The organism is Staphylococcus arlettae, assembly GCF_002902345.1.
In the GTDB taxonomy this organism is placed as follows: domain Bacteria; phylum Bacillota; class Bacilli; order Staphylococcales; family Staphylococcaceae; genus Staphylococcus; species Staphylococcus arlettae.
In genome coordinates this window covers 200,134-221,783 of the sequence record NZ_PPQB01000012.1, presented here as the reverse complement: position 1 = coordinate 221,783, position 21,650 = coordinate 200,134, and the positions used below count along the sequence as shown (strand labels likewise).

Annotated in this window: 21 protein-coding genes and 1 riboswitch; of the genes, 13 read left to right on the top strand and 8 right to left on the bottom strand. The window is 34.7% G+C overall.

The window, feature by feature from the left end:
* Nucleotides 1-5: 5 nt before the first annotated feature.
* Nucleotides 6-770, top strand: coding sequence for a bifunctional transcriptional regulator/O-phospho-L-serine synthase SbnI (sbnI, locus tag CD036_RS07030; RefSeq protein ID WP_002510733.1), 765 nt, complete (start codon nucleotides 6-8; stop codon nucleotides 768-770).
* Nucleotides 771-1,308: 538 nt separating this feature from the next.
* Here the strand turns inward: sbnI and CD036_RS07025 are convergent.
* On the bottom strand, nucleotides 1,309-2,622 hold the full coding sequence (locus CD036_RS07025; RefSeq protein WP_103388283.1) for a YjiH family protein: 1,314 nt from the start codon (nucleotides 2,620-2,622) through the stop codon (nucleotides 1,309-1,311).
* A gap of 345 nt (nucleotides 2,623-2,967) precedes the next feature.
* Here CD036_RS07025 and CD036_RS07020 point away from each other — a divergent pair, with 345 nt between their 5' ends.
* The 6 genes from CD036_RS07020 (at nucleotide 2,968) to CD036_RS06995 (ending at nucleotide 8,417) form a co-directional block, all read left to right on the top strand.
* Nucleotides 2,968-3,543: a dihydrofolate reductase family protein gene (locus CD036_RS07020; RefSeq protein ID WP_103388282.1), complete on the top strand. Its 576-nt coding sequence runs from the start codon at nucleotides 2,968-2,970 to the stop codon at nucleotides 3,541-3,543.
* A gap of 122 nt (nucleotides 3,544-3,665) precedes the next feature.
* On the top strand, nucleotides 3,666-4,430 hold the full coding sequence (gene fadH / locus CD036_RS07015) for a 2,4-dienoyl-CoA reductase (protein WP_103388281.1): 765 nt from the start codon (nucleotides 3,666-3,668) through the stop codon (nucleotides 4,428-4,430).
* Nucleotides 4,431-4,741: 311 nt separating this feature from the next.
* The gene (locus CD036_RS07010; RefSeq protein ID WP_103388280.1) at nucleotides 4,742-5,251 is read left to right on the top strand and encodes a YfiT family bacillithiol transferase; all 510 of its coding nucleotides are present in this window, start codon (nucleotides 4,742-4,744) and stop codon (nucleotides 5,249-5,251) included.
* Between the two features lie 116 nt (nucleotides 5,252-5,367).
* The gene (locus CD036_RS07005) at nucleotides 5,368-5,916 is read left to right on the top strand and encodes a tubby C-terminal domain-like protein (protein ID WP_103388279.1); all 549 of its coding nucleotides are present in this window, start codon (nucleotides 5,368-5,370) and stop codon (nucleotides 5,914-5,916) included.
* Nucleotides 5,917-6,276: 360 nt separating this feature from the next.
* Entirely contained in the window at nucleotides 6,277-6,966 is a 690-nt protein-coding gene (locus CD036_RS07000; RefSeq protein WP_103388278.1) for a transglycosylase family protein, read from the top strand.
* Between the two features lie 338 nt (nucleotides 6,967-7,304).
* A complete protein-coding gene (locus CD036_RS06995; RefSeq protein ID WP_002510726.1) occupies nucleotides 7,305-8,417 on the top strand; it encodes a YkvI family membrane protein in 1,113 nt (370 codons plus the stop codon).
* A gap of 112 nt (nucleotides 8,418-8,529) precedes the next feature.
* Here CD036_RS06995 and CD036_RS06990 read toward each other — a convergent pair whose 3' ends face one another.
* A complete protein-coding gene (locus CD036_RS06990; RefSeq protein WP_103388277.1) occupies nucleotides 8,530-8,946 on the bottom strand; it encodes a DUF2871 domain-containing protein in 417 nt (138 codons plus the stop codon).
* A 464-nt stretch (nucleotides 8,947-9,410) separates the two neighbouring features.
* On the opposite strand from CD036_RS06990, the gene CD036_RS06985 reads away from it, so the two are divergent.
* From CD036_RS06985 to CD036_RS06975, 3 genes are all read left to right on the top strand, one after another.
* Entirely contained in the window at nucleotides 9,411-10,139 is a 729-nt protein-coding gene (locus CD036_RS06985; RefSeq protein ID WP_103388276.1) for a transglycosylase family protein, read from the top strand.
* 798 nt (nucleotides 10,140-10,937) lie between these two features.
* Nucleotides 10,938-11,576, top strand: coding sequence for a pyroglutamyl-peptidase I (gene pcp / locus CD036_RS06980; protein WP_103388275.1), 639 nt, complete (start codon nucleotides 10,938-10,940; stop codon nucleotides 11,574-11,576).
* A gap of 122 nt (nucleotides 11,577-11,698) precedes the next feature.
* The gene (locus tag CD036_RS06975; protein ID WP_103388274.1) at nucleotides 11,699-12,670 is read left to right on the top strand and encodes an SMP-30/gluconolactonase/LRE family protein; all 972 of its coding nucleotides are present in this window, start codon (nucleotides 11,699-11,701) and stop codon (nucleotides 12,668-12,670) included.
* A gap of 59 nt (nucleotides 12,671-12,729) precedes the next feature.
* On the opposite strand, the gene CD036_RS06970 is transcribed toward CD036_RS06975, so the two are convergent.
* The 5 genes from CD036_RS06970 to CD036_RS06950 all read right to left on the bottom strand — a co-directional run bounded on the left by CD036_RS06970 (nucleotide 12,730) and on the right by CD036_RS06950 (nucleotide 17,360).
* Nucleotides 12,730-13,164: an Hsp20/alpha crystallin family protein gene (locus CD036_RS06970; RefSeq protein ID WP_103388273.1), complete on the bottom strand. Its 435-nt coding sequence runs from the start codon at nucleotides 13,162-13,164 to the stop codon at nucleotides 12,730-12,732.
* Nucleotides 13,165-13,450: 286 nt separating this feature from the next.
* Nucleotides 13,451-14,401: an oxygen-dependent tRNA uridine(34) hydroxylase TrhO gene (gene trhO, locus CD036_RS06965; RefSeq protein WP_103388272.1), complete on the bottom strand. Its 951-nt coding sequence runs from the start codon at nucleotides 14,399-14,401 to the stop codon at nucleotides 13,451-13,453.
* A gap of 317 nt (nucleotides 14,402-14,718) precedes the next feature.
* Nucleotides 14,719-16,026 (bottom strand): LLM class flavin-dependent oxidoreductase, encoded by a 1,308-nt coding sequence (locus CD036_RS06960; protein ID WP_103388271.1) that lies wholly within the window; start codon nucleotides 16,024-16,026, stop codon nucleotides 14,719-14,721.
* 30 nt (nucleotides 16,027-16,056) lie between these two features.
* Nucleotides 16,057-16,809, bottom strand: a complete 753-nt coding sequence (locus CD036_RS06955) for a 3-oxoacyl-ACP reductase (protein ID WP_103388270.1) — start codon at nucleotides 16,807-16,809, stop codon at nucleotides 16,057-16,059.
* 106 nt (nucleotides 16,810-16,915) lie between these two features.
* Nucleotides 16,916-17,016: riboswitch (TPP riboswitch) on the bottom strand.
* A gap of 128 nt (nucleotides 17,017-17,144) precedes the next feature.
* Nucleotides 17,145-17,360 carry a hypothetical protein gene (locus CD036_RS06950; RefSeq protein ID WP_103388269.1) on the bottom strand — a complete coding sequence of 72 codons (216 nt, stop codon included), beginning with the start codon at nucleotides 17,358-17,360 and terminating at the stop codon, nucleotides 17,145-17,147.
* Nucleotides 17,361-17,656: 296 nt separating this feature from the next.
* Between CD036_RS06950 and CD036_RS06945 the strand changes: the two genes are divergently transcribed.
* The 3 genes from CD036_RS06945 (at nucleotide 17,657) to CD036_RS06935 (ending at nucleotide 19,784) form a co-directional block, all read left to right on the top strand.
* On the top strand, nucleotides 17,657-18,652 hold the full coding sequence (locus CD036_RS06945; protein ID WP_002510716.1) for a DUF4352 domain-containing protein: 996 nt from the start codon (nucleotides 17,657-17,659) through the stop codon (nucleotides 18,650-18,652).
* Nucleotides 18,653-18,676: 24 nt separating this feature from the next.
* Nucleotides 18,677-19,027, top strand: a complete 351-nt coding sequence (locus tag CD036_RS06940; RefSeq protein WP_002510715.1) for a DUF4064 domain-containing protein — start codon at nucleotides 18,677-18,679, stop codon at nucleotides 19,025-19,027.
* A 229-nt stretch (nucleotides 19,028-19,256) separates the two neighbouring features.
* Nucleotides 19,257-19,784 carry a DUF4064 domain-containing protein gene (locus CD036_RS06935; RefSeq protein ID WP_103388268.1) on the top strand — a complete coding sequence of 176 codons (528 nt, stop codon included), beginning with the start codon at nucleotides 19,257-19,259 and terminating at the stop codon, nucleotides 19,782-19,784.
* A gap of 232 nt (nucleotides 19,785-20,016) precedes the next feature.
* On the opposite strand, the gene CD036_RS06930 is transcribed toward CD036_RS06935, so the two are convergent.
* Entirely contained in the window at nucleotides 20,017-21,636 is a 1,620-nt protein-coding gene (locus CD036_RS06930; protein WP_103388267.1) for a PucR family transcriptional regulator, read from the bottom strand.
* Between the last annotated feature and the right edge of the window lie 14 nt (nucleotides 21,637-21,650).

Genomic DNA, 21,650 nt, shown 5'->3' with positions numbered 1-21,650 from the left:
GTTTTATGCAGGAAGTGTATCAACAGTTGCAGCTTGTGCCCGTCGAACGCATCGATTTACATGAAGACTTTGAACCTAGTAGATTAACTAAAACGCAAGCACAAATTGCAGCAGATCAATTTATTAGACATCCGATTCTAGTAGTGCAACTGCAATCAGGGAGATATATGGTAATAGATGGTGTTCATCGCTTTACGAGTTTAAAAGCTTTAGGTTGTAATGTTATTCCTGTTCAAGTCATTGATGAGAGTAAGTATGCGATCACGACGTGGCATCATTGTGTGTCGGCTGGTAAATGGTGGCAGAACTTACAACAAGATCCGACTTTGCCTTGGACTACTGAAGCACGACAAGAAACACCATTCATTACAGTATGCCAACGTCACCATGAACAATATTTATACGCCGATGACTTAGGGCAGGCTAAATTAGCTGCCTGGTCTAAAGTCGTTGCCAGCTATAGTAAGAGCTACACAGTCGAACGTATCGCACAGGGAGAAATAAATGAGTTGTCTGATGAAGAAGTGTTGTTAAAATATCAACCACTCAATATTACAGAAATTGAAGCCGTTGTGGCACGAGGTGAGACAGTACCAGCAGGTGTGACACGTTTCAATATTTCTGGACGTTGTTTAAACTTACAAGTGCCGTTGCATATCTTAACAGAAGCAACAGTACATGTGAGAATGATGAAATGGCATAATTTTTTAGCTGATAAAATCAATAGCATTCGTTGTTATGCAGAGAAAGTATATTTAGTAGAACAGTAAAATCGCAAGACAGGGCAAGTATGCTCTGTCTTTTTTGAGTCCAAATTAATGTTTAAAAGATAATTAAAATTTATAAAAAATAGGAAAATCTTGTTTTTAAAAGTGCCTCTCATTTTTGGTATATTGGCTGTTTTTATGCACGCTTTCCGTGGGCACTGACTCAGCCTGTAGTCTTCGGCTAGTTCTTTTCCCACAGGATTCGGCATAAATCACTGCCAACAGGATATAGGTTTTACGTATCAGATAATTTGATAGGTCGACATTATTTCCTACTAAGTAAATGTAGCGAAAATGCACTACTATTTTGACAAAACTATATAAATAGAAAATAAACAAACCCTTCGCGAATTAATGCGAAGGATTTGTTTATGTTATGGAGGCTAGGACAATATTGATTGTCCTAGTCTTTTTTCATATTGGCAGTAGCTGACTGCATTGAAAATGCGCTTCAAATCGAGCTTTTTTCAACGCTAGTCATCCTTGCCGGGGGGACGACGAAATCATTTTTTTCAAAATCAGATTTCTCACCCACTCCCTTTTAAAATAATAATAGTGCCAGTGGTATAGTAATTAATAACGTAAGAACGACACGTATGAACCAAATAACTATAAGTTTCCACACTGGTATTTTAATTTCTGTTGCTAGAATACATGGTACTAAAGCAGAGAAGAAGATAATCGCTGATACACTGACAACTCCAACGACAAATTTCGTGCTTAATGCTGCTTTAGCTACAAGTAATGATGGCAAGAACATTTCGATAATTGAAATGGCTGAGGCTTTAGCTAATAAAGCCTGATCAGGTATAGGGAATAGATAAATGACTGGGTAAAAAATATAGCTAAGCCAATCAATAAGTGGTGTGAAGTTCGCTAATAATAAACCTAAAAATCCAATCGATAAGATGGAAGGTAGTATAGCGATGGTCATTTCAACACCGTCTCTAACATTATCCCACACATTTTTTAATAGTGATGGTGTGGCAGCATTTTGTTTCATAGCTTCATTATAAGCTGTTTGTAAACGACTACCTTTAATAGCTACCTCCTGCTCTCCTTCTTGTCCGTTATAATATTCTGTAGATTCATTGACGATAGGAGGTAACCAAGCAGTAATAGCGGTCACGATAAATGTGATGACTAACGTTCCCCAAAAATATAAATTCCAATGTGGCATTAAGCCGAGCGTATTCGCTACGATAATCATAAAAGTCGCTGATACTGTAGAGAACCCTGTAGCGATAATCGTTGCTTCACGCTTGTTGTACATCCCTTTTTTATAAACTCGATTGGTAATTAATAGCCCTAAAGAATAACTACCAACAAATGAAGCTACGGCATCAACTGCAGATTTCCCCGGTGTCTTAAATACAGGACGCATTACTGGCTCCATAAAGACACCTACAAATTCAAGCAAACCGTAACCGACAAGTAAAGACAGTGCGATGGCACCGACAGGAATAAGTACACTTAATGGCATCATAAGTTGATCAAATAAAAATGGACCATAATCTTTATTAAATAATAGTGCTGGACCAAAATTGAAAACATACATCACACCAATAACAGCACCGATGACTTTAAACAGTGTGATTATAAAATTAGTGGCTGACTTTTTATACGTTTGTCTCATAATAGGTAAAATGGCTCCTGCTAAAATCATTAATAGCGCTATGTATGGCATAACGTCACCTAATACTGCTCTAATCGCTAAATGGACATGATCAATAAAAATTGAATTTGTTCCATTAATAGTGATAGGTACGAAGAAACAAAATATACCGATTAAACTAAAAACATAAAAACGCCATGCCCCTTTATTGCGAACTGCAATCGCTTCTTCTTTTATCATAGTGACACCCCTTTGTTTGATATGAATAACGTAGTTGAAAGATACACCATAAATTATACAAAATCATATCATCCCCTATATGACTTATTGTAGAGAAGTGAACATCAACTTACGTAAGATATCTTATATCTATTGTAAAAGGGTAAAATGTTATCAACCAATATTAATAAACTAACTATTAATAGTTTCAAACTATAAAACAGCTGTTGATCTATATTAATAGTACATTTGCTTTGTTAAATTAAAGAGAAAAAATTAACATATCTTATAAAATAGGGTATAACAAAACTAATCATTGCTCGTACTAATTAATGTAATGACTATCAAAGTTAAGGGGGATTAGCAATGAGAAACTTAGTCGTCTTTTTACACGCGTCATTAGATGGTTTTGTGGAAGGACCTAATGGAGATATGGATATCGGTTGGATTACTTATAATGAAGAGTTAGAACAATTTGCTGATAAAGTTTTAAGCTCGGCAGATACCGTAGTATGGGGACGCAAAACATATGAAATGATGCATGATTATTGGCCATCGGTAAAAACAGAGACCACAGCATCAGAACACGAACGAAATCATGCTCAATGGATTGAACAAGTAGAAAAAGTAGTCTTTTCAACGACTTTAGAATCCGTAGATTGGAACAATACTCGTCTCGTTAATAATGGGGTGGAAGCAGCTATTGCAGATTTGAAGCAACAACCCGGTGGTGACATTGTGGTGATTGGTAGTCCACGATTTGCGCATCATTTGATGCAATTAAACGTGGTTGATACTTTTAAAATAACAGTATCACCAGTATTAGTTGGACAAGGATTACGCTTGTTTGAACATATTGTTGATCAAACAAACTTAACACTGAGCCATAGCCAAACATTTGAGTCAGGGGCGCTTGGTTTATGGTATCAGAAACTGACTTAGCATTTTATGTTTTAAAAGTATTGTTACTTCCAGATAATTGTACTATTTTGTTATACTTGCAATAAGAATGTAAGCGTTTTCTATTTGGAGTTAGATTATTATTAACATGAAGGAGCATGCAAATGAAGAATAAAGTGATTATGATAACTGGCGGTAGTAGTGGTATGGGTAAGGCAATGGCGAAACGCTTTGCAGCTGAAGGTGCAAAAGTAGTGATTACTGGACGACATATGGATAAATTGGAAGCAACTAAAAAAGAAATCGAATGTTATGCGGGACAAGTGTTATGTGTAGATATGGATGTACGTGATCCTGATCGGGTACAATACACTGTAGATTATGCAATTGAAACTTTTGGCAAAATTGACGGTTTAGTCAATAATGCAGCAGGTAACTTTATTTGTCCGGCGGAGGATTTATCAATTAATGGTTGGAATGCGGTCATTGATATTGTGTTAAATGGTACATGGTATTGTACACAGGCAGTCGGAAAAACATGGATAGAACGTGGAGAATCTGGAAGAATCTTAAATATGGCCGCAACATACGCATGGACGGCAGGGCCAGGCGTTATTCATTCTGCAAGTGCCAAAGCAGGTGTACTATCAATGACTAAAACACTCGCAGTAGAGTGGGGGTCTAAATATGGCATTTGTGTTAATGCCATTGCACCTGGGCCGATTGAACATACAGGTGGCTCAGAGAAGTTGACATTATCAGAAGAGGCGCGACAGGAAACAATAGACAATGTACCGGTCGGTCGTATGGGACAACCTGAAGAAATTGCTGGTTTAGCACATTTCTTGTTCTCAGATGAAGCCGCATATATTAATGGTGAATGCATTACAATGGATGGTGGTGCGTGGTTGAATCGTAATCCTTTTTAATGAATGAATAAAAAATACAATGATAAAAGGCTGGGACAGCATTGCGTTGTTCCAGCCTTTTAATATTATCAGTAGATGACTGCACTGAAAATGCACTTCGCATTAAGTTTTCCAATGTTAGTCATTCAGTCGAGGTGGGGCGATGAAATCTTTTTAATCAAATTAGTTTTCTGTCCTACTCTTTTTATTTTCTACCTCATTCATATTCATATTCATAATTGTCCTATGTAATTGAATGTTTAAGATAGTTAAATCGGAGAATACTAATAACATAACAACTTTATTAAACAAGAAAGTAAAGGTGAAGTTATATGGATGTTAGATTTCCAATAGGTAAACTAGAGGTACCAGAGCACGTGACATTAAGTGATGTACAAGAATGGTTAGATAATATAAGGGAATATACTTATCAATTACGTACTGTAGTGGATGGCTTGGATGATGAAGCATTGGCGAAAACTTATCGTGAGGGTAGTTGGAACGTGCGTCAACTTGTTCATCATATTGCGGATTCACAATTAAATATGTATCAACGTTTGAAATTGGCTCTAACAGACGATAATCCTCAAGTTCCACCATTTATTCAAGATAAATGGGCGGTACAACCAGATACTAACTTACCGATTGAACCGTCTATTCGTATGTTAGAAGGCATTAATGAACGTATAGCAGTACTAGGTCAAACTTTAACAGAAGCACAATTAACAAGAGTCTTTACATTACAAGGTAGTGGTGAAATCGATGTCGCTACAAAAGTAGCAAAATTGGCATGGCACGAAGTTCATCATTTAGAGCATATTAAGATTGCATTATCACAATAGTTACTAACCATTCAGAGTCATCATGATTTTGAATGGTTTTTTTATTACAATATATAGAAGTTACAATTACAGATAGGGTACAATAATAGAAAACTAAGTGATGGGAGTTTGACATTATGGCTAAATATTATTTTAAGGAAAACTTTTTTAGCACATCAACAACTGCAATTGATATTTATAATGAGCAACACCATGCTGTTTTTGCATTGAAATTATATTATACGTCTACGGCGCAAGAAACGTTTGCTTGGTTAGGGAAAAAGAAACATAATTTTGAAATAACAGATGGTCAAGATATATTTCGAGTACGTCAAGAACGTTCAGTCAGTGGTAAATTTAAAACACCATTTAAGACAGTGTGGGAAGTAGAAAAAAATAATGAAGTCATTGGGGTGTTTCGTACTAAAATAGGATTTAAACCTAAAATGCTATTCGAAGGTATCCAAGGAGACACTTTAACATTTCAGTCCGGTTTTATTTCACGAAGTGTTAATGTAATGAATGAACAAGCTCAAACTTTAATGACAACAAAATCAGAAAGATTTAAAATTGCGTCACGCCATGATATAGATATTCAAAGTGATATTTATAATCCAGCCATGTTACTACTATTATTCCAAGTTTTTTATGAATTTCAGGAATATCAACGGAGTAAGTCAGATTGAATAGCCTAAAGTGAAATAGTATACAATGAAACAATCATAATTTTACAATAATTATTGCATTGAACTTTTATAACAAATTAAAAAGAAATGAAATAAGGTAAAAACATGCACATTTTGTGCTTAAGTTACACTCATATTACAAACATATATTCATTTAATTCCCTTAATCTACTATTTTAATCATGTTTTTAGCACTTTTTCGCTAATTTATTCAGAATTTTCTTGTAATTAAGTTGTAAAAAAACACCTGTTTTTTTCATATCTCTGTAACCTACTAAGGATTTATGCGTGTTACAGTATTACCTGTATTGCAAATAAATCATTACGACGAATTATCTTTTTAGGAGGAGTATTAATTTTATGAAAAAAACAGTAATTGCTTCAACTTTAGCGTTAGGATTAGGCGTAACAGGATTAGCGTCAGGACAAGCAGACGCAGCAGAACAAGATATTAATAAAGAACAATTAGCACAATTAGCACAATCTGGGTCAGCACAATTAGATGCAGCTCCAATTGCAGAAGGTGCTTATAATTATAACTTTACAGTTGATGGTGTGAACTATAGCTTCCAATCAGATGGTAAAAGCTTCTCATGGAGTTATGGTGAAGGATCTGGTGAAAAATCATCAGCTGCAAGTTCACAATCAAGTTCTGAACAATCTGCTTCAGCTGAAGCATCAGTAGCAACAGAACAGCCACAACAAGAGTCAGCTCCACAAGCTGAATCAACACAACAATCAACAGAAGTAACGACTTCAACGTCAACTTCTACAACTACAAAATCTACTGAAGCTTCAAGTGGTTCATCAGTAAACGTTAATTCTCATTTACAACAAATCGCTCAACGTGAATCAGGTGGCGACATTACTGCAATTAACCCAAGTTCAGGTGCAGCAGGTAAATACCAATTCTTACAAAGCACTTGGGATTCAGTAGCACCAGCAGAATATGTTGGACAATCACCAGCATCTGCTCCAGAATCAGTTCAAGATGCAGCAGCAGTTGAACTATATAATACAGCTGGCGCTTCACAATGGGTAACTGCTTAAGTTTAGGTAGTTTCACTCCAACAAAAGACAAGTCAAAATAAATTGAATGATGATCCTGCTTCTATTAGTGAGAAGCAGGATTTTTTATGTGTAAAAATGTAAAATAAAGCACTACAATGCCATCGTGACGCACAATAAATCGTATACTACACATTATATGTTTCGTTGATTCTTCTAGTAATATAAGTTAGCATAGGAATATGCAAGCGTTTTCATTGTTGGCGTATTTAGTACTGATTTGCATGATTACAGACAATTGCAAGCATACATAAAAATGTAAACACGCAATAAATAATTCAATTTTTTTGTGGTTACGTGATAAACAAAGGGGATTTATAATGAAGAGAATAATGTTAATCGGAAGTGCATTTATTGGTATTATCGTTGGCGCAGGATTTGCTTCAGGACAAGAAATTTTACAATATTTTACGAGTTTTGGAGCACTAGGAGTTTTAGCTGCCGTTGTTTCTACGATTTTATTTGCCTATGTAGGTATGATGTTAGTATGGTTAGGCAGTAAATTAAAAGCAGAGAGTCATACTGTCGTTATTCGTAAAATTACTGGAGATAGTGCAGTTGGTAAAACTATAGCCGGAATTGTAGACATAGTGTTAATCATTGCTTTATTTGGTTTTGGTGTTGTTATGCTTGCTGGTGGTGGATCAAGCTTTGAACAGCAGTTTGGTATTCCAGCATTTTTAGGAACAGCACTAATGGCAATATTAGTCTTTTTATTTGGCATGATGAAAATCGATGGGGTTGTCAAAGTTATTGGTAATATTACGCCGTTATTAATTATTTGTATTTTAATTATTGCTGGGTATTGTATCGTCACTATGTCAGGATCATTCAGTGAGTTGAACCAACTCGCTCAAAGTCATAAACCTGCTGTACCTAATTGGTTTTTAGCAGGAGTCAACTATGTATCACTTAATGTAGGTTTAGGAGCTTCTATGTCCATCGTTATGGGTGGTAGTGAGAAAAATCCGAAAGTAGCTGCGTGGGGTGGCCTAGTTGGTGGACTTGTCTTAGGTGTGATGATTATGTTAAGTCATTTTGCTATTTTAACGAATATTGATACAGTAGGTCATTTAGCATTACCAATGTTAGGTCTTGTTAATGATATTTCTCCAATTTTTGGTATCTTTATGTCTATTGTCATTTACCTCATGATTTTTAATACATGTCTAGGAATGTTTTATTCATTAGCAACACGTTTTACTAAAAACGATACGAAACAATTTAAAGTGTTTTATACAGTTATGATATTAATTGGTTTTGTCGTAAGCTTTGCAGGATTTAAAGATTTAATGACTTTCTTCTATCCTGTTATTGGTTATTTAGGATTAGTGTTAATAGGTGTTTTAATTTATGCACCATTTAAAATGAAGAAATTAGAAAATAAAGCACCTGAACATTATCCAAATAATGTAGGACAAACCAATTCTTAAGTATAGAATAAATTGATTTTGGTTTTTATATAAAAAGGACTAATCCATTTAATACGGATTAGTCCTTTATTTTGAGTACGGAGATTTCTGACCCATTTGTTATATAGTAATGTTATTTATTAGTCACATTAGTTATACGTTTATGCAATAAGCTAAAGAAACAAATTAGTGCTATGGCTAATGTGATATGACCTAATCCAGAAATACCTGCAATAGCTGGTCCAGCATTGAACCCTTTAATCGTTGCGATACCATTAACATATTGCATAGCAACAGTGATTAATAATCCTAAATGATAGAGATAAAAGAAGTAATTAAATAAAGTTTTATGCTTCGTTATGTTGAGTTGAAGTTCAATAATCATAAATATTAAAAACATGATAGTTCCTAAAACGAGTAAATGTGTATGTGTTACATTTAATTGCGAATAACCACTAAATTCTTCTGCTTTTGTCATTTCTCGATAAAATATGCCACTAAGTAAGCCTAAAATTTTATAAAATGCTGAGCTATACATTAACTTTTTCATTGTACTATCCTCCTATGTGTTAATTGAATAGTTTTACTATAATGTCTATTTATGAACTGAAGATGAACAATAAGTACGGATAGCACAATAAAAACAGACAAAACTATCCTAATTATTTAGTTATTACTTTTCTAAAAATAATTTATATAATAATGCTAAAAATAAAGTTATATAAAGGTGTTAACATGCATTATTTTCGCACTAATTACATGAATATTACAAAGTTGAATTGCAAATAATTAAACTATAAAGGACAGTGCCAGTTTATAAATGAGCTTAATGAAGGGGATTTGGTCATTTTGAATGTCATTGGGATGTAAAAAAAAGCTTGTTTTTTTTATCTCACTGTAACCTACTAGGGTTTTATAAGTGTTAAAGTGGCTCTTGTAGTTGAAATTGATAGCAAACAACGATTTTAATTTATATTAAACTTAAAACATTCACCTTTTAGGAGGATATTAATAATGAAAAAAACAATTATCGCATCAACATTAGCAGTTGGACTAGGAGTTACAGGAGTAGCGTCAGGACAAGCAGACGCATCAGAACAAAATATAGATAAAGCACAATTAGCAAATACAGCACAAAATAACCCTCAACAATTAAATGATGCACCAGTTCATGAAGGTTCTTATAACTATGATTTTAATCATGATAAAGTAGATTATAACTTTGATTCAGATGGTACTTATTGGTCATGGAGTTACAATGGCTATGGTCAAGGAGCAGCTGACACTAGTGCTCAATCAACTCAAGGTACTGAGCAATCAGCACCAGCTGAACAATCAAATAACAATGCTGAACAAGCAACATCAACTCAACAAAGTGAGCAAGCTGAAGAACCTCAACAAACAGCTGCACCACAAACTGAGCAAACTGAACAACCACAACAAGAGTCTACTTCAGCATCTTCTGAAGACACTAGCTCAAGTGAAGCTTCAAGTGGTTCATCAGTAGAAGTGAATGATCACTTAAAACAAATTGCACAACGTGAATCAGGTGGCGACATCAATGCTACTAACCCTTCATCAGGTGCTTCAGGTAAATATCAATTCTTACAAAGTACATGGGATTCAGTAGCACCAGCTGAATATCAAGGTCAACCAGCAGCATCTGCACCAGAATCAGTACAAGATGCAGCAGCAATGGAACTTTATGAAACTGAAGGTGCGTCACAATGGGTAACTGCTTAATATAAGCATTTTATTTTATTCCCATATTAAGATTCTCACCTCTTTTGAGGTAGAAATCAGACTGTCGACAAAGTCTCTGACTTTGCCGGCAGTTTTTTTATGCACGCTTTCCACGGACACTGCTTTAGTCTGTAGTCTTCTGCTAGTACTCTTCCCACAGAAGCCGACCCCAATTCCTGCCGATATGGTGTTGAAAATATTGCTTATACAAAAATGATTTAGTATCAAATTAATGAGACAAGAGGCTGGGACAATATTGATTCGTCCTAGTCTCTTGTCATATTGGCAGTAGCTGACTGTATTGAAAATGCGCTTTAAATCAAGCTTTTTCAATACTAGTCATCCTTGCCGGGGTGGGACGACGAAATCATTTTCTCAAAATTGGATTTCTGTCCCACATCATGTTTTATTCGAAACCTTTTTCCGTATTGGCAGTAGCTGACTGCATTGAAAATGCGCTTCAAACCAAGATTTTTTCAATGCTAGTCATCCTTGCCGGGGTGGGACGACGAAATCTTTTTATCAAATTAGATTTCTGTCCCACTCCCTTAATGTTATTTGGTTTTACGCAATAAGTATATTTTATTGTGTGTCATTTTTCTTAAGTGTTGTAATTTTATTCTAAAGTGTATGGAAATGAAATAATTAAGGTTAGAAATTTTATTTTCTATAAAATTTAATGTATATATTATAATGGAGCTGTTGAAGAGTTTAGAATTAAAAAACGAACTGTAGATTTTGAACTTTCATTAAATTACGCTGTAGAATTAATGAGTGAAATAAGAAGGGGGATAGTTTATGAACATACTAGTTGCAGCTTTTGAACCATTTGATGGTCAAGTGCTAAATCCAGCTTTAGAAGCACTGAGACAATTACCACATGAAATAGGGAAGCATAAGTTAACTAAATTAGAATTACCTACAGTATTTTATGAAGCGAATGATGTACTGATTCAATGTGTACAACAAAAAGATATTGATGCGATATTAACAATCGGGCAAGCGGGAGGGCGTAGCGCATTAACACCAGAACGCGTAGCAATAAATATAGATGATGCACGTATTCCTGATAATAAAGGGCAGCAACCTATTGATACACCTATTCAACAAGACGGTGCACCGGCTTATTTTTCAAATATGCCAGTAAAAAGAATGACTGCAGCAATTCAACAAAGTGGCGTGGAGGCAAAGTTATCAAATACAGCAGGAACTTTTGTTTGTAATCATATTTTTTATCAATCAGGTTATCTACAAGCAACACAATATCCCCAATTGTTATTTGGCTTTATTCATGTGCCCTACATATCTGAACAATGCAATGTACAAACAGCTACACCGTCATTGTCGTTAGCTACTATAGTGACAGGTTTAACAGCAGCTATCACAGCAATTTCATATGATGACGATGCGTCACTAGCATTAGGTCAGACTGAATAGTAAGTATTTTATGCTACAGACGTAGAAATGCCATGGAACAAGTGAGACGTTTTCTTACTTTCATTTAAGAAAACGCTATCATACAATAAAGAGATAAACTTATAATAGAAAGGAAGTTAGTTATGACAAATAACACATTACCAACACTAACGTATACAGGTGCTTCGAAGAGTGCAGTGCCTATTATTAGTGAGAGCAATTTACAAACTGTGACAGCAGAACCGTGGTTAAAAATATCAGATGAAGGATTACAGCTAGAAGGGCTGTGTTTTGATAGAGCAAAAAATCTGTTTTTATGTGAAGTCTTTGGCGGTAATATCTTTAAAGTAGATATGACGACACATGCTATTACCAATCCTTTTCAGTCTTCTAAAGATAATCCAGCAGCGGTAAAGATACATAAAGATGGACGGTTGTTTATTTGTTATTTAGGAGACTTTAAAAGTACGGGTGGTATATTTGCATCAGATGAACTAGGGGAAAATTTTGAAGCGATTTTATCTGATATCTCATCAGAGTATTGTGTAGATGACTTAGTCTTTGACAGTAAAGGTGGATTTTACTTTACTGACTTTAGAGGATATTCCACTAATCCTCAAGGTGGCGTGTATTATGTCTCACCCGATTTCAAGACAGTAACACCAGTAATTCAAAATATAGCAGTAGCCAATGGTGTAGCACTTAGTACTGATGAACGCATATTGTGGGTGACGGAAACCACGACCAATCGTTTACATCGCATTGAATTATTAGAAGATGGCATCACAATTGCGCCGTTTGGAGCTACTATTCCATATTATTTTACAGGTCATGAAGGTCCGGATTCTTGTTGTATTGATAGTGATGATAATTTGTATGTAGCGATGTATGGTCAGGGGAGAGTGTTAGTGTTTAATAAAAAAGGCTATCCCATCGGTCAAATTTTAATTCCAGGTCGTGATGAAGGCCATATGTTACGATCAACACATCCTGCATTTATTCCTGGGACGAATCAATTATTAATATGTGCGAATGATATTGAACAAAATGGTGGATCATGGTTATACACAGTGAATGGTTTTGCCTCGGGGCATTACAGTTATCAATTTCAATAAAAAAGAGAGGGACATAAACTTTGATTTATGTCCCTCTCCATATAAGTGATTGTTAAAAATTAATCTATTTGAATTTGATTATCTGTGTTATATTGTTCTGATTTTGGTAATGTGATATTTAACATACCATCATTATAAGAAGCTTTGATTGCAGTTTGGTCTACACCATTAAACGTAAATTGACGACGGACATTGCTGTAACTACGTTCTTTACGAATTACGCGACCTTCTTCGTCTTCTTGGTTGTTTTCGATAGATTGTTTACCTTCGATAGTTAAAATATTATTATCAAATGTTAGACTAATATTTTCTTTATCCATGCCAGGAAGTTCTGCTTCTACTACATAAGCGTTGTCTAATTCTTTAATATCAGTTGTAATACTAGAAGCACTAAAAGGGGACTGGTTAAAAACTTGACGTCCTAAATCTTTAATGAAATCACCTTGATTAATATCGAAAAATGAATTGTTGAATGGTCTCATATCAAAAGCCATCATACATCTCTCCTTAATCATAATAAATTAGGTCGAAGTACCAGTGTTGAAGATATGCAATGACTTCAGCACTGATCTCTTCTTTAACCTTACAACTATATTATAAGACAAAGGTCAAAGTTAGTCAACATTAAAGTTTGACTATTTTTGATTAATTGCCAATTGCTTGAACAAATGCAATTATAGTAAGTCGCTAGGTGGCAATATGGCATATTGTGTAATAAAAAAAGAGCAAAGAAGTCATCACCTATGTAAAGTGATTGATCTTCTTGCTCTGTTATAAAAATTAATGTGCAAATTGTTTAAAGTTTTCTAAACGTTGCGCTTTTTCTTCTTCGCTAATATTATGTTTGGCAACATAACGGTTTCTTTCGTGTGTTGCACATTCGTGTGAACAAGCACCTAAATAACGTGCTTCATTTTCTTCAGAAACTAAAATTTGTTTGTTACAATCTGGGTTACTACAATTGATGTAACGTTCACATGGTGTACCATCAAACCATTCTTTTCCAACTACTGTTTTTTCAACTTGGTTAATTTCCACGCTGATACGTTCATCGAAAACATACATTTTGCCATCCCATAATTCGCCTTGTGTTTCTGGGTCTTTGCCGTATGTTGCGATGCCATCTTTTAATTGTGCAACATCTTCAAATCCTTCTTTTAATAACCAACCAGAGAATTTTTCACAACGAATACCGCCTGTACAATACGTAACAATTTTTTTATCCATAAATTGTTCTTTATTTTCTTTAATCCAGTCTGGTAAGTCTCTGAAACGAGTGATGTTAGGACGAACGGCACCACGGAAATGACCAAGATCATATTCATAGTCATTTCGTGCATCGATTACGATTGTATCGTCTGATTCTAGTGCTTGTTTAAATTCTATTGGTGATAAATATTTTCCTGTTAATTCATTTGGGTTTACATCTTCTTCTAAGTCTAGAGCGACTATTTCTTTACGTGGACGCACGTGCATTTTTTTGAATGCATGATCTTCTGCAGCGTCTATTTTGAACGTAATGTCTTTGAAACGAGGATCAGCTTGCATTGCTTCCATATATTTGTTTGTCGCTTCTGTTGTACCTGAAACGGTACCGTTAATACCTTCAGTTGATACTAAAATACGCCCTTTTAGTTCTAAGTCTTTACAAAAATCTAAATGCTCTGATGCGAATGTTTCGGGGTCATTAATGGTAGTGTATTTGTAATACAATAATACTTGATAATCCATAAATCGATTCTCCTCTATATAGTCTTTTAGTACATCATATTGAAATATAAGACTGAAATAGTCAGTGCAAGCACTAGCTAATCTTTCAGTGATAAGTTAAGTTTATATGTCGTTTTTCATTAGTTCTACGACAAAACAATCCATACTATATTCTAACAAAAAAGGGAAATTATTCAATATGTTAGTTTGAGAAAGATAAGAAGTTATAGATAAGAAGTTAAGTAATAAAATTTACATATGTTAATATGATACGATGTTATAAAAATACTTTGTCACGAGTGATAAAGCTCACTATTATGTGAACATGAAACGGATAACTAAGATAAATTGAGGTGTTCACGAAAAGTATGTCCTGTATAAGTAGTACGATATAAACCTCTACGTTGTAATTCAGGTACGACTAACGTTACGAAATCGTCCAAACTATTAGGTAATGTTGGTGGCATTAAATTAAAGCCATCTGCAACGCCAGCCTCAAACCAACGCTCCATTTCATCGACAATAATTGACGGTGTGCCAATTAAAGTCAAGTGACCGCCACCTGCGTTTAAGTAGCCTAAAAGTTCTCTGACGGTAGGTTGTTTATCTTGAATGATTTGAAGTATGGTTTCATAACGCCCAACTGGACCAGTAAAATCTTCTACCGGTGGCAGCGGGGGTACTGGCGCATCCAGTTCCCAGTCAGAACAATCTTGCCGAATAAAACTACTCAGTTGGCTGAGTGCAGTCTCAATAGGGAGTAAGTCATCTAAAGCTTGTTTCTTTGCAAGTGCAGCTTCATATGTTTCACCTACATAAGTGACTAAACCTGGAAACACTTTGATTGTTCTTGTCGGTTGTGAACTATGAGCTATTTTTTCATGTAAACGTTGAATATATTTTTGTGCTTGCTCCATATTCCAAGCTACAGCATAAACCGCATCTGCAAAATCGGCAGCTAATGTTACACCTGGTTCAGAAGCGCCTGCCTGCATTGCTACAAGATCGCCTTGTATACTGCTGGGTGTAGTTGATGGCCCAGTCACATTAAAATAATCCCCACGATAATTAAAGGATTGTATGTGTTCTGGTTCAATAAGTGCATGTTGTTCACGTTGATGAATAAAATTAGAAGGGTTCCAAGAATTTAATAAGTGGTTCATCACTTCCGCAAATTCTCGTGCTTTGGCATAACGTGCGTCATGGCCAGGTAATTGTGACAAACTATGATTTTGTGCTTCATTATCAGTCATAGAAGTTACTAGATTCCAGCCTACACGACCGCCTGATAAGTGGTCTAAACTTAATAGTTGTCGGGCTGCGGTAAAAGGATTAGCAAAAGTACTAGAAATTGTAGAAACAAGACCGATATGTTGTGTTACTTGTGCGATAGCCGCCAAATTGATCAACGGATCAAACCAAAATGCTGGCATATCACTTGCAGATTGAGCTGGGAAAGATTGATTATCAGCAAAAAAGACTGCATCAAACAAACCGCGTTCAGCGATTTGTGCTAATGATTGATAATAGTTAATATTTCCAATACGCTCAATACTAGAATCTGGTTGTAACCAAGCAGCTTGATGATGGCCACAAGCATACAGTAAGACGCCAATATTAAGTTGTTTTGTGTGTGGTTGTGTCATTTACTTACACCTCAGTTGTTATAGAATAGATTAATTCATTGTTAGACCGCCGTCGACAGTATAGTTTTGACCTGTGATGCCAGTTGCATGTTCACTTGCCAAAAAGGCCACCATATGTGCGACGTCTTGAGGAGATGTGACACTTTTGAGTGGGGTAGTTTGTTTAATTAAATCAAACACTTCATCAGAAGTGGCAGCACTGGCATCCGTTGTTTTCAATAAACCGCCGGACACTACGTTGGCACGTATACCATATTGGCCTAATTCGGCAGCAATATTACGGGTGAAACCAATTAATCCTGCTTTAGCCGTCGTGTATTCATGGTATGGCACGACTGGATTTTGAAAAAGATTCGTTCCAATATTAATAATTGCCCCATGGCGCCGATTGATAAATTGAGGGGCTACACTTTGTGTAGTATTGAAAGCGGCTTTTAAAGTACCGTCTATTTGTTGTTGGTAATCTGACCAAGATAATTCAGTAAAAGCTTTTTGTGCGTTGGGATCAAATTTAAAGCCAACTAATGCGTTATTGACCACTACATCAATTTGACCGAAATGATCTGTTGCAGTAGCAACTAAGTGATCGACTTGATCACGTTGTGTGACATCAGCCTGTATAGCTATTGCCTGCGTGGAGCCAATGCTTTTTACTAAGTCCAATGCTGCTTCTTTACTTTTATGATAATTAATGATGACTTGAAAGCCTTGTGTAGCAAGGGTCTGTGCAATCGTTGCACCTAAACCTCGACTACTACCTGTAATAAGTACTGTTGTTGTCATACGTGTTCACTCCTTTTTGAATAAAAAAATACACAACTCCCCATAGGAAAGTTGTGTAAGTAAAATCAAATATATAATAGGGTGAACGAACCCCTCGATATCATACATGTGTTGATTCACACTTTCCTACGCTAGTATCAACTAGATCAGGTTCAAAGGGTTTGAGCTACAGCTCATCTCAGTCTTTCAACACCCCTAGTGCGTGTATTTAATTATCTTCAATGTAACGATTTCACATTGTAAAGTCAAGTTTGGTTTGATAATAGATAAGCAAGAATAAGCGCAAAGCGATGGTTATAACACCATCGCTTTTGTATATAAAATGTAAATTTGTATTATTTTTGATTACTATAGATTAAAGCACCGATAAGACCAACAGTACAAACAGCAAAAATAATATTCATAATAGCTAATACTTCAATAATGACGACATCTTTGCCTAAGCGTTCAAAAGCATTTAATTCTATTTCTTTTTCAGAACTTACACTAGCTTCAATACGTGACTCTTTATCTACTAAATCTTTATGCATACGATCATTTACTTTTGGCATCTTATCTCCTCCTTAATACTGTAATTATATTGTTCCCTATATAACTAGAAGTCAATCATAAGTTAGTTAAGTACACCGCAGTATCTTTCAAATAGTAATATCTGGATTTATGTATCAAATATAGACAAAATCAGAAATTAGTTTGTTTATGTATTGAAAAACCTAATTAAATACAAAAAAAGGAAAATTCTGAAAAAAACCTATTGCTTTTAGTTAAAAATATTATAAAATGTATGATATACAAATTAGTATTTTTTATAGTTGTACAATATACAAAAAGAGAGGGAAATGACTAGTTGAAAAAAATATTGTGTTTCATGATTGTCGTTGTATTTGTTTTAGCTGGATGTGGAACTAGTGGCCAAGAAAGTGAAAAAGAAGAAAAGTCTAATGAAAAATCATCAAGTAAAGCTCAAGCCACAAGTAAAATGAAAACATTTAAAATTGGACAAATTGTTGATGCAGATGGTGTAGATGTAAAAGTAACTAAGATTGAATATGTCAATGATTTTGACGAATATAGTGCGCCAGAAAATGGTAAGGCACTAAAGGTGCATTTAAAATTTAAAAATAATAATGAAGATCAAGTTTTAATGGACTCAACTGATTTTACTATGAAAGTAGATAATGAAAATTATGAACAATGGTTTGGAACTGATGATATTCATGATGGTTTTTCACACCAACTAAATAAAGGGAATACGGGTTCAGGTTATATTACTTACGATGTTCCAGATAGTGAACAGTATACTTTAGAGATGGAAGCAAGTCCTAAATTTGATAATGTTAAAGCAAAATGGCAGATTAAAAAATCCGATATTAAAAATGAAGAGAATTCTGACAGTAACCAAACTAATGTATCAAATGAGCAATCCACTAATGATGATTCAGTAAACGAAGACGTTGAAGAATCGGAAGAAGAAGCTTCTGTTGAAGAAGAATCTAGTGATGAAATTACCTTTACTGCTGAAGAATATAATGACTTAGTAGATGAATATAATAGTCTAACAGATGGCGAAAAAATGGACCATGTAAACCGTGATGTTATAGAGATTGAATATACACAATTGGAAGACAGAATTTCAGCTTTGTATGATGAACAAGCAGAAGAAGATGAAAAAGAATACGAAGAGGAAATGAAGCAGCTGGAGGAAGAGGAAAAGGCTGAGGAAGAACGAATGGAAGCTGAAGACAAGGCATTTGAAGAAGAAATGAAACGTGAAGAAGCGGAATATGAGGCTGAAATGGAAAAAATTGATAAAGAGTTAGAAGAGGATTTAAGCGAAGAATAAATAAAATCAAAATGAGGTGTTGTAATGAGCGAATTTAAAGTTAATAAAGCAACAGGACGAGTTGCAGAAACGACATTAGGTATTATTGGAAGTATATTTGGTATTTTTGGTGGTATTTTTGCTATGCTACTCAGTAGTATCGGAACTGCTTTTGAAGCTGAAGATAGTGGCTCTATAATGGGTTTAGGCGTAGCAGTTATCATTACATGTTTTATTACATTAATCCTTAGTTGTATTATAAACAAAAATCGTGTGGTTATGGGAGTACTACTTGTTATTGGCGGTATTCTAAACTTTGTTTTTATTAGTATGTTTGGTATTTTGTCAGGTATCTTAATATTAGTAGCAGGTATTCTGGCGTTGATTAGAAAATAACAAAACGCAAACTTAGTTATCTTTTAAAAGATTTGATTTATATTCCCCAGTAATATTAAGAAAATCAGACTGGAACAAAAAGATTGTTCCAGTCTGATTTTTTATTTATTAAGTGTATGCAAATTACTACATAACACTATTCATGCAAAGCACAATATAGTAACATGAAAATAAATATTACAATACAACTTTATTGAAAGTTTAATAATTTAGAAAGGGGTTTTAAAAGATGATAAGTCGTACTGGGGAACGTATCTTAGCGTGGATTGGTGTTGGCATACAGCTACTGGGAGTCTTGATGTGGGGCGGTATATTGCTATTCATGGGTTCAGCTGGTTTTGAAGAAGAATTACGTGCAGATCCATCCCTTACTCCAAGTGAAGCAAGTGAATCTGCCACTATCTTTTTAGTCATCATGGGTGTAGGTTTGGCAATTGGTTTGATTGTTTTAATTGGAACAATTATTGGTTCCATTAAAATTGGTAAAAGTAATAAATTAGCTGGAATTTTGTTACTCGTTTTTGGTATTATCTCGTTAATTCTTAACTGGATTAGTGCGATTCTGTGGATTATTGCTGGTATTATGCTATTGGTTAGAAAGCCGGAACCCAAAACATTTGGTAATGATTTAAGATCTGAACGCACGGGTGACAGCTATAATGATAGTTCAACTGAGCATAATGAGCGTGAACATCAATCAATGAAAAGTTTAGATGAGGTAGAGCAACGTAAGAGTGACGATCCATATAAATATTAAGCACAAAAGAGCGTGGATGATGGAACCTTTTAAATCATATTAGATTTCGGATTCACTCCTAGTTTATTGTGCACGCTTTCTGTTGGCACTGCCTTAGCCTGTAGTCTGCGACTAGTGCTTTTCCCGCAGGAGTCGGCACAAAGCACTGCTATTTAATAAAATTCACGAATAAATATAAATAAACCTTAGGTGTACAATCACCTAAGGTTATTTATGTTTTGGTTTCTTATTATTAATCAAAAGTTATAGACTCGGATACATATAAAGCAATACGTATATTAAGTGAGTTCATTGGCTCTTCAATTTCAGACCCGATAATATTAGTACATTTGTTGATTCGATATTTTACCGTATTACGATGAATGTAGATTTTTTCAGCTGTTTTGGTAATGTCACACTGGTTATCCATATATACTTTCAATGTCTGTTTAAGTTCAGAATCCTTTTTAGTTTTTGGTTGATACAATTTTCCTAAAATATGTTTAGTGAATGGTAAAAGTTTTTCCTGTGGAATCATTTGTAATAATTCATTGATATTTTTAGATTGATAAAATGTAATAAACGATTTTTGACCTTCCTGCACCGAACTTTCATAAGCTTCATTAGCTTCAAAGAACGAAGAAGCTAGTTGCGTGAATTCAATTACTTCATTACCAATACCAAAGGATAGGGTGCCATCAAAGTAAGTGTTATATTTTTGTTGAATGTGTTGCAAATCATCCATATAATGATCATTTTTATTTTGTAATAATATCGCAAAGCGATTACTACTGAGTAATTTATAAACACTAATGGCAGGATCTAGCAATGCAAATTCATTTTTTAGCCAGTAATAAGTAAGTTGATGACGTTCATTCAAATAATGACTGTTTTGTAGCGTATCTTGGGCATCCAGATCACCGATAATAATTTGATAATAATCTGAGTGGTAAATATAATATTGCTTTAATAACTCTGAATGTTTTTTAATTGATAGTGTTTGATCACCTTGATTGTTAACCAATGATTCGAAAAAGCGATTAATATCATTTTGTGCAGCTTCATCAATTTTAATATTTTTATAAATTGCAAATCCTAGGACGCTAACGACTTGTTCGATCGTCAGTAAACTGAAAGGATATGATAATTTATTCACTTCTGACACCATTAGATAGTATGGAAAATAAGTATAGCTAAGCACTTTGAAAATAACATGATTTTCACTTTCAAAAGTTTGTTTGTCTTTTTCATAACGTTCTGCTTCTTGATGATGGTTTTGGAAATACGCAATGTGCTCATCGGCTAATGCTTTATTTTGTTGATAATGATGACTTTGTGCTTCTGGTTTTTTAAATGGATCAAATAAAATAATCGGTACACCTAATAATTTACTCATGCGTTCAATCATTGTAGAAACACTAAAACCTTTCATAATGAGTTGATTGAGCTCTTGTTGAATATTTAAAGCGTAATTTAATTTGCCCGTTTCAGAGTCGGACACGTAAGCAGATATATGATGTGTGATATCTCCTAAATTCCAATTTTCAGGTATTTCTATCAAAGGGAACTCTAAACTATTCGCATAATCGATTACATCTTGGTCAATTTGATGTAAAAAGCGTGATATTTTGATACCTAGTCCAGCCGTACGTATATCGTGTAAGTCTTTGATTAATTGTTTTAAACCTTCTTGGCTTTCTTGAAACAGTACGCCTGTTGTAAGAATAAAGGTATGTGCTGATGTAAAATTTTTAATATCATCGTTCTCTGTAATATCCAACGTTGTTACTTCTGAAGATAAGTCGCCTTTATGATTAATTAACTTAAGCCCTTCAAACTGTGGGACTGTTAAAATTTCTTCTAATGTAGTCATTACTAGCCCTCCCT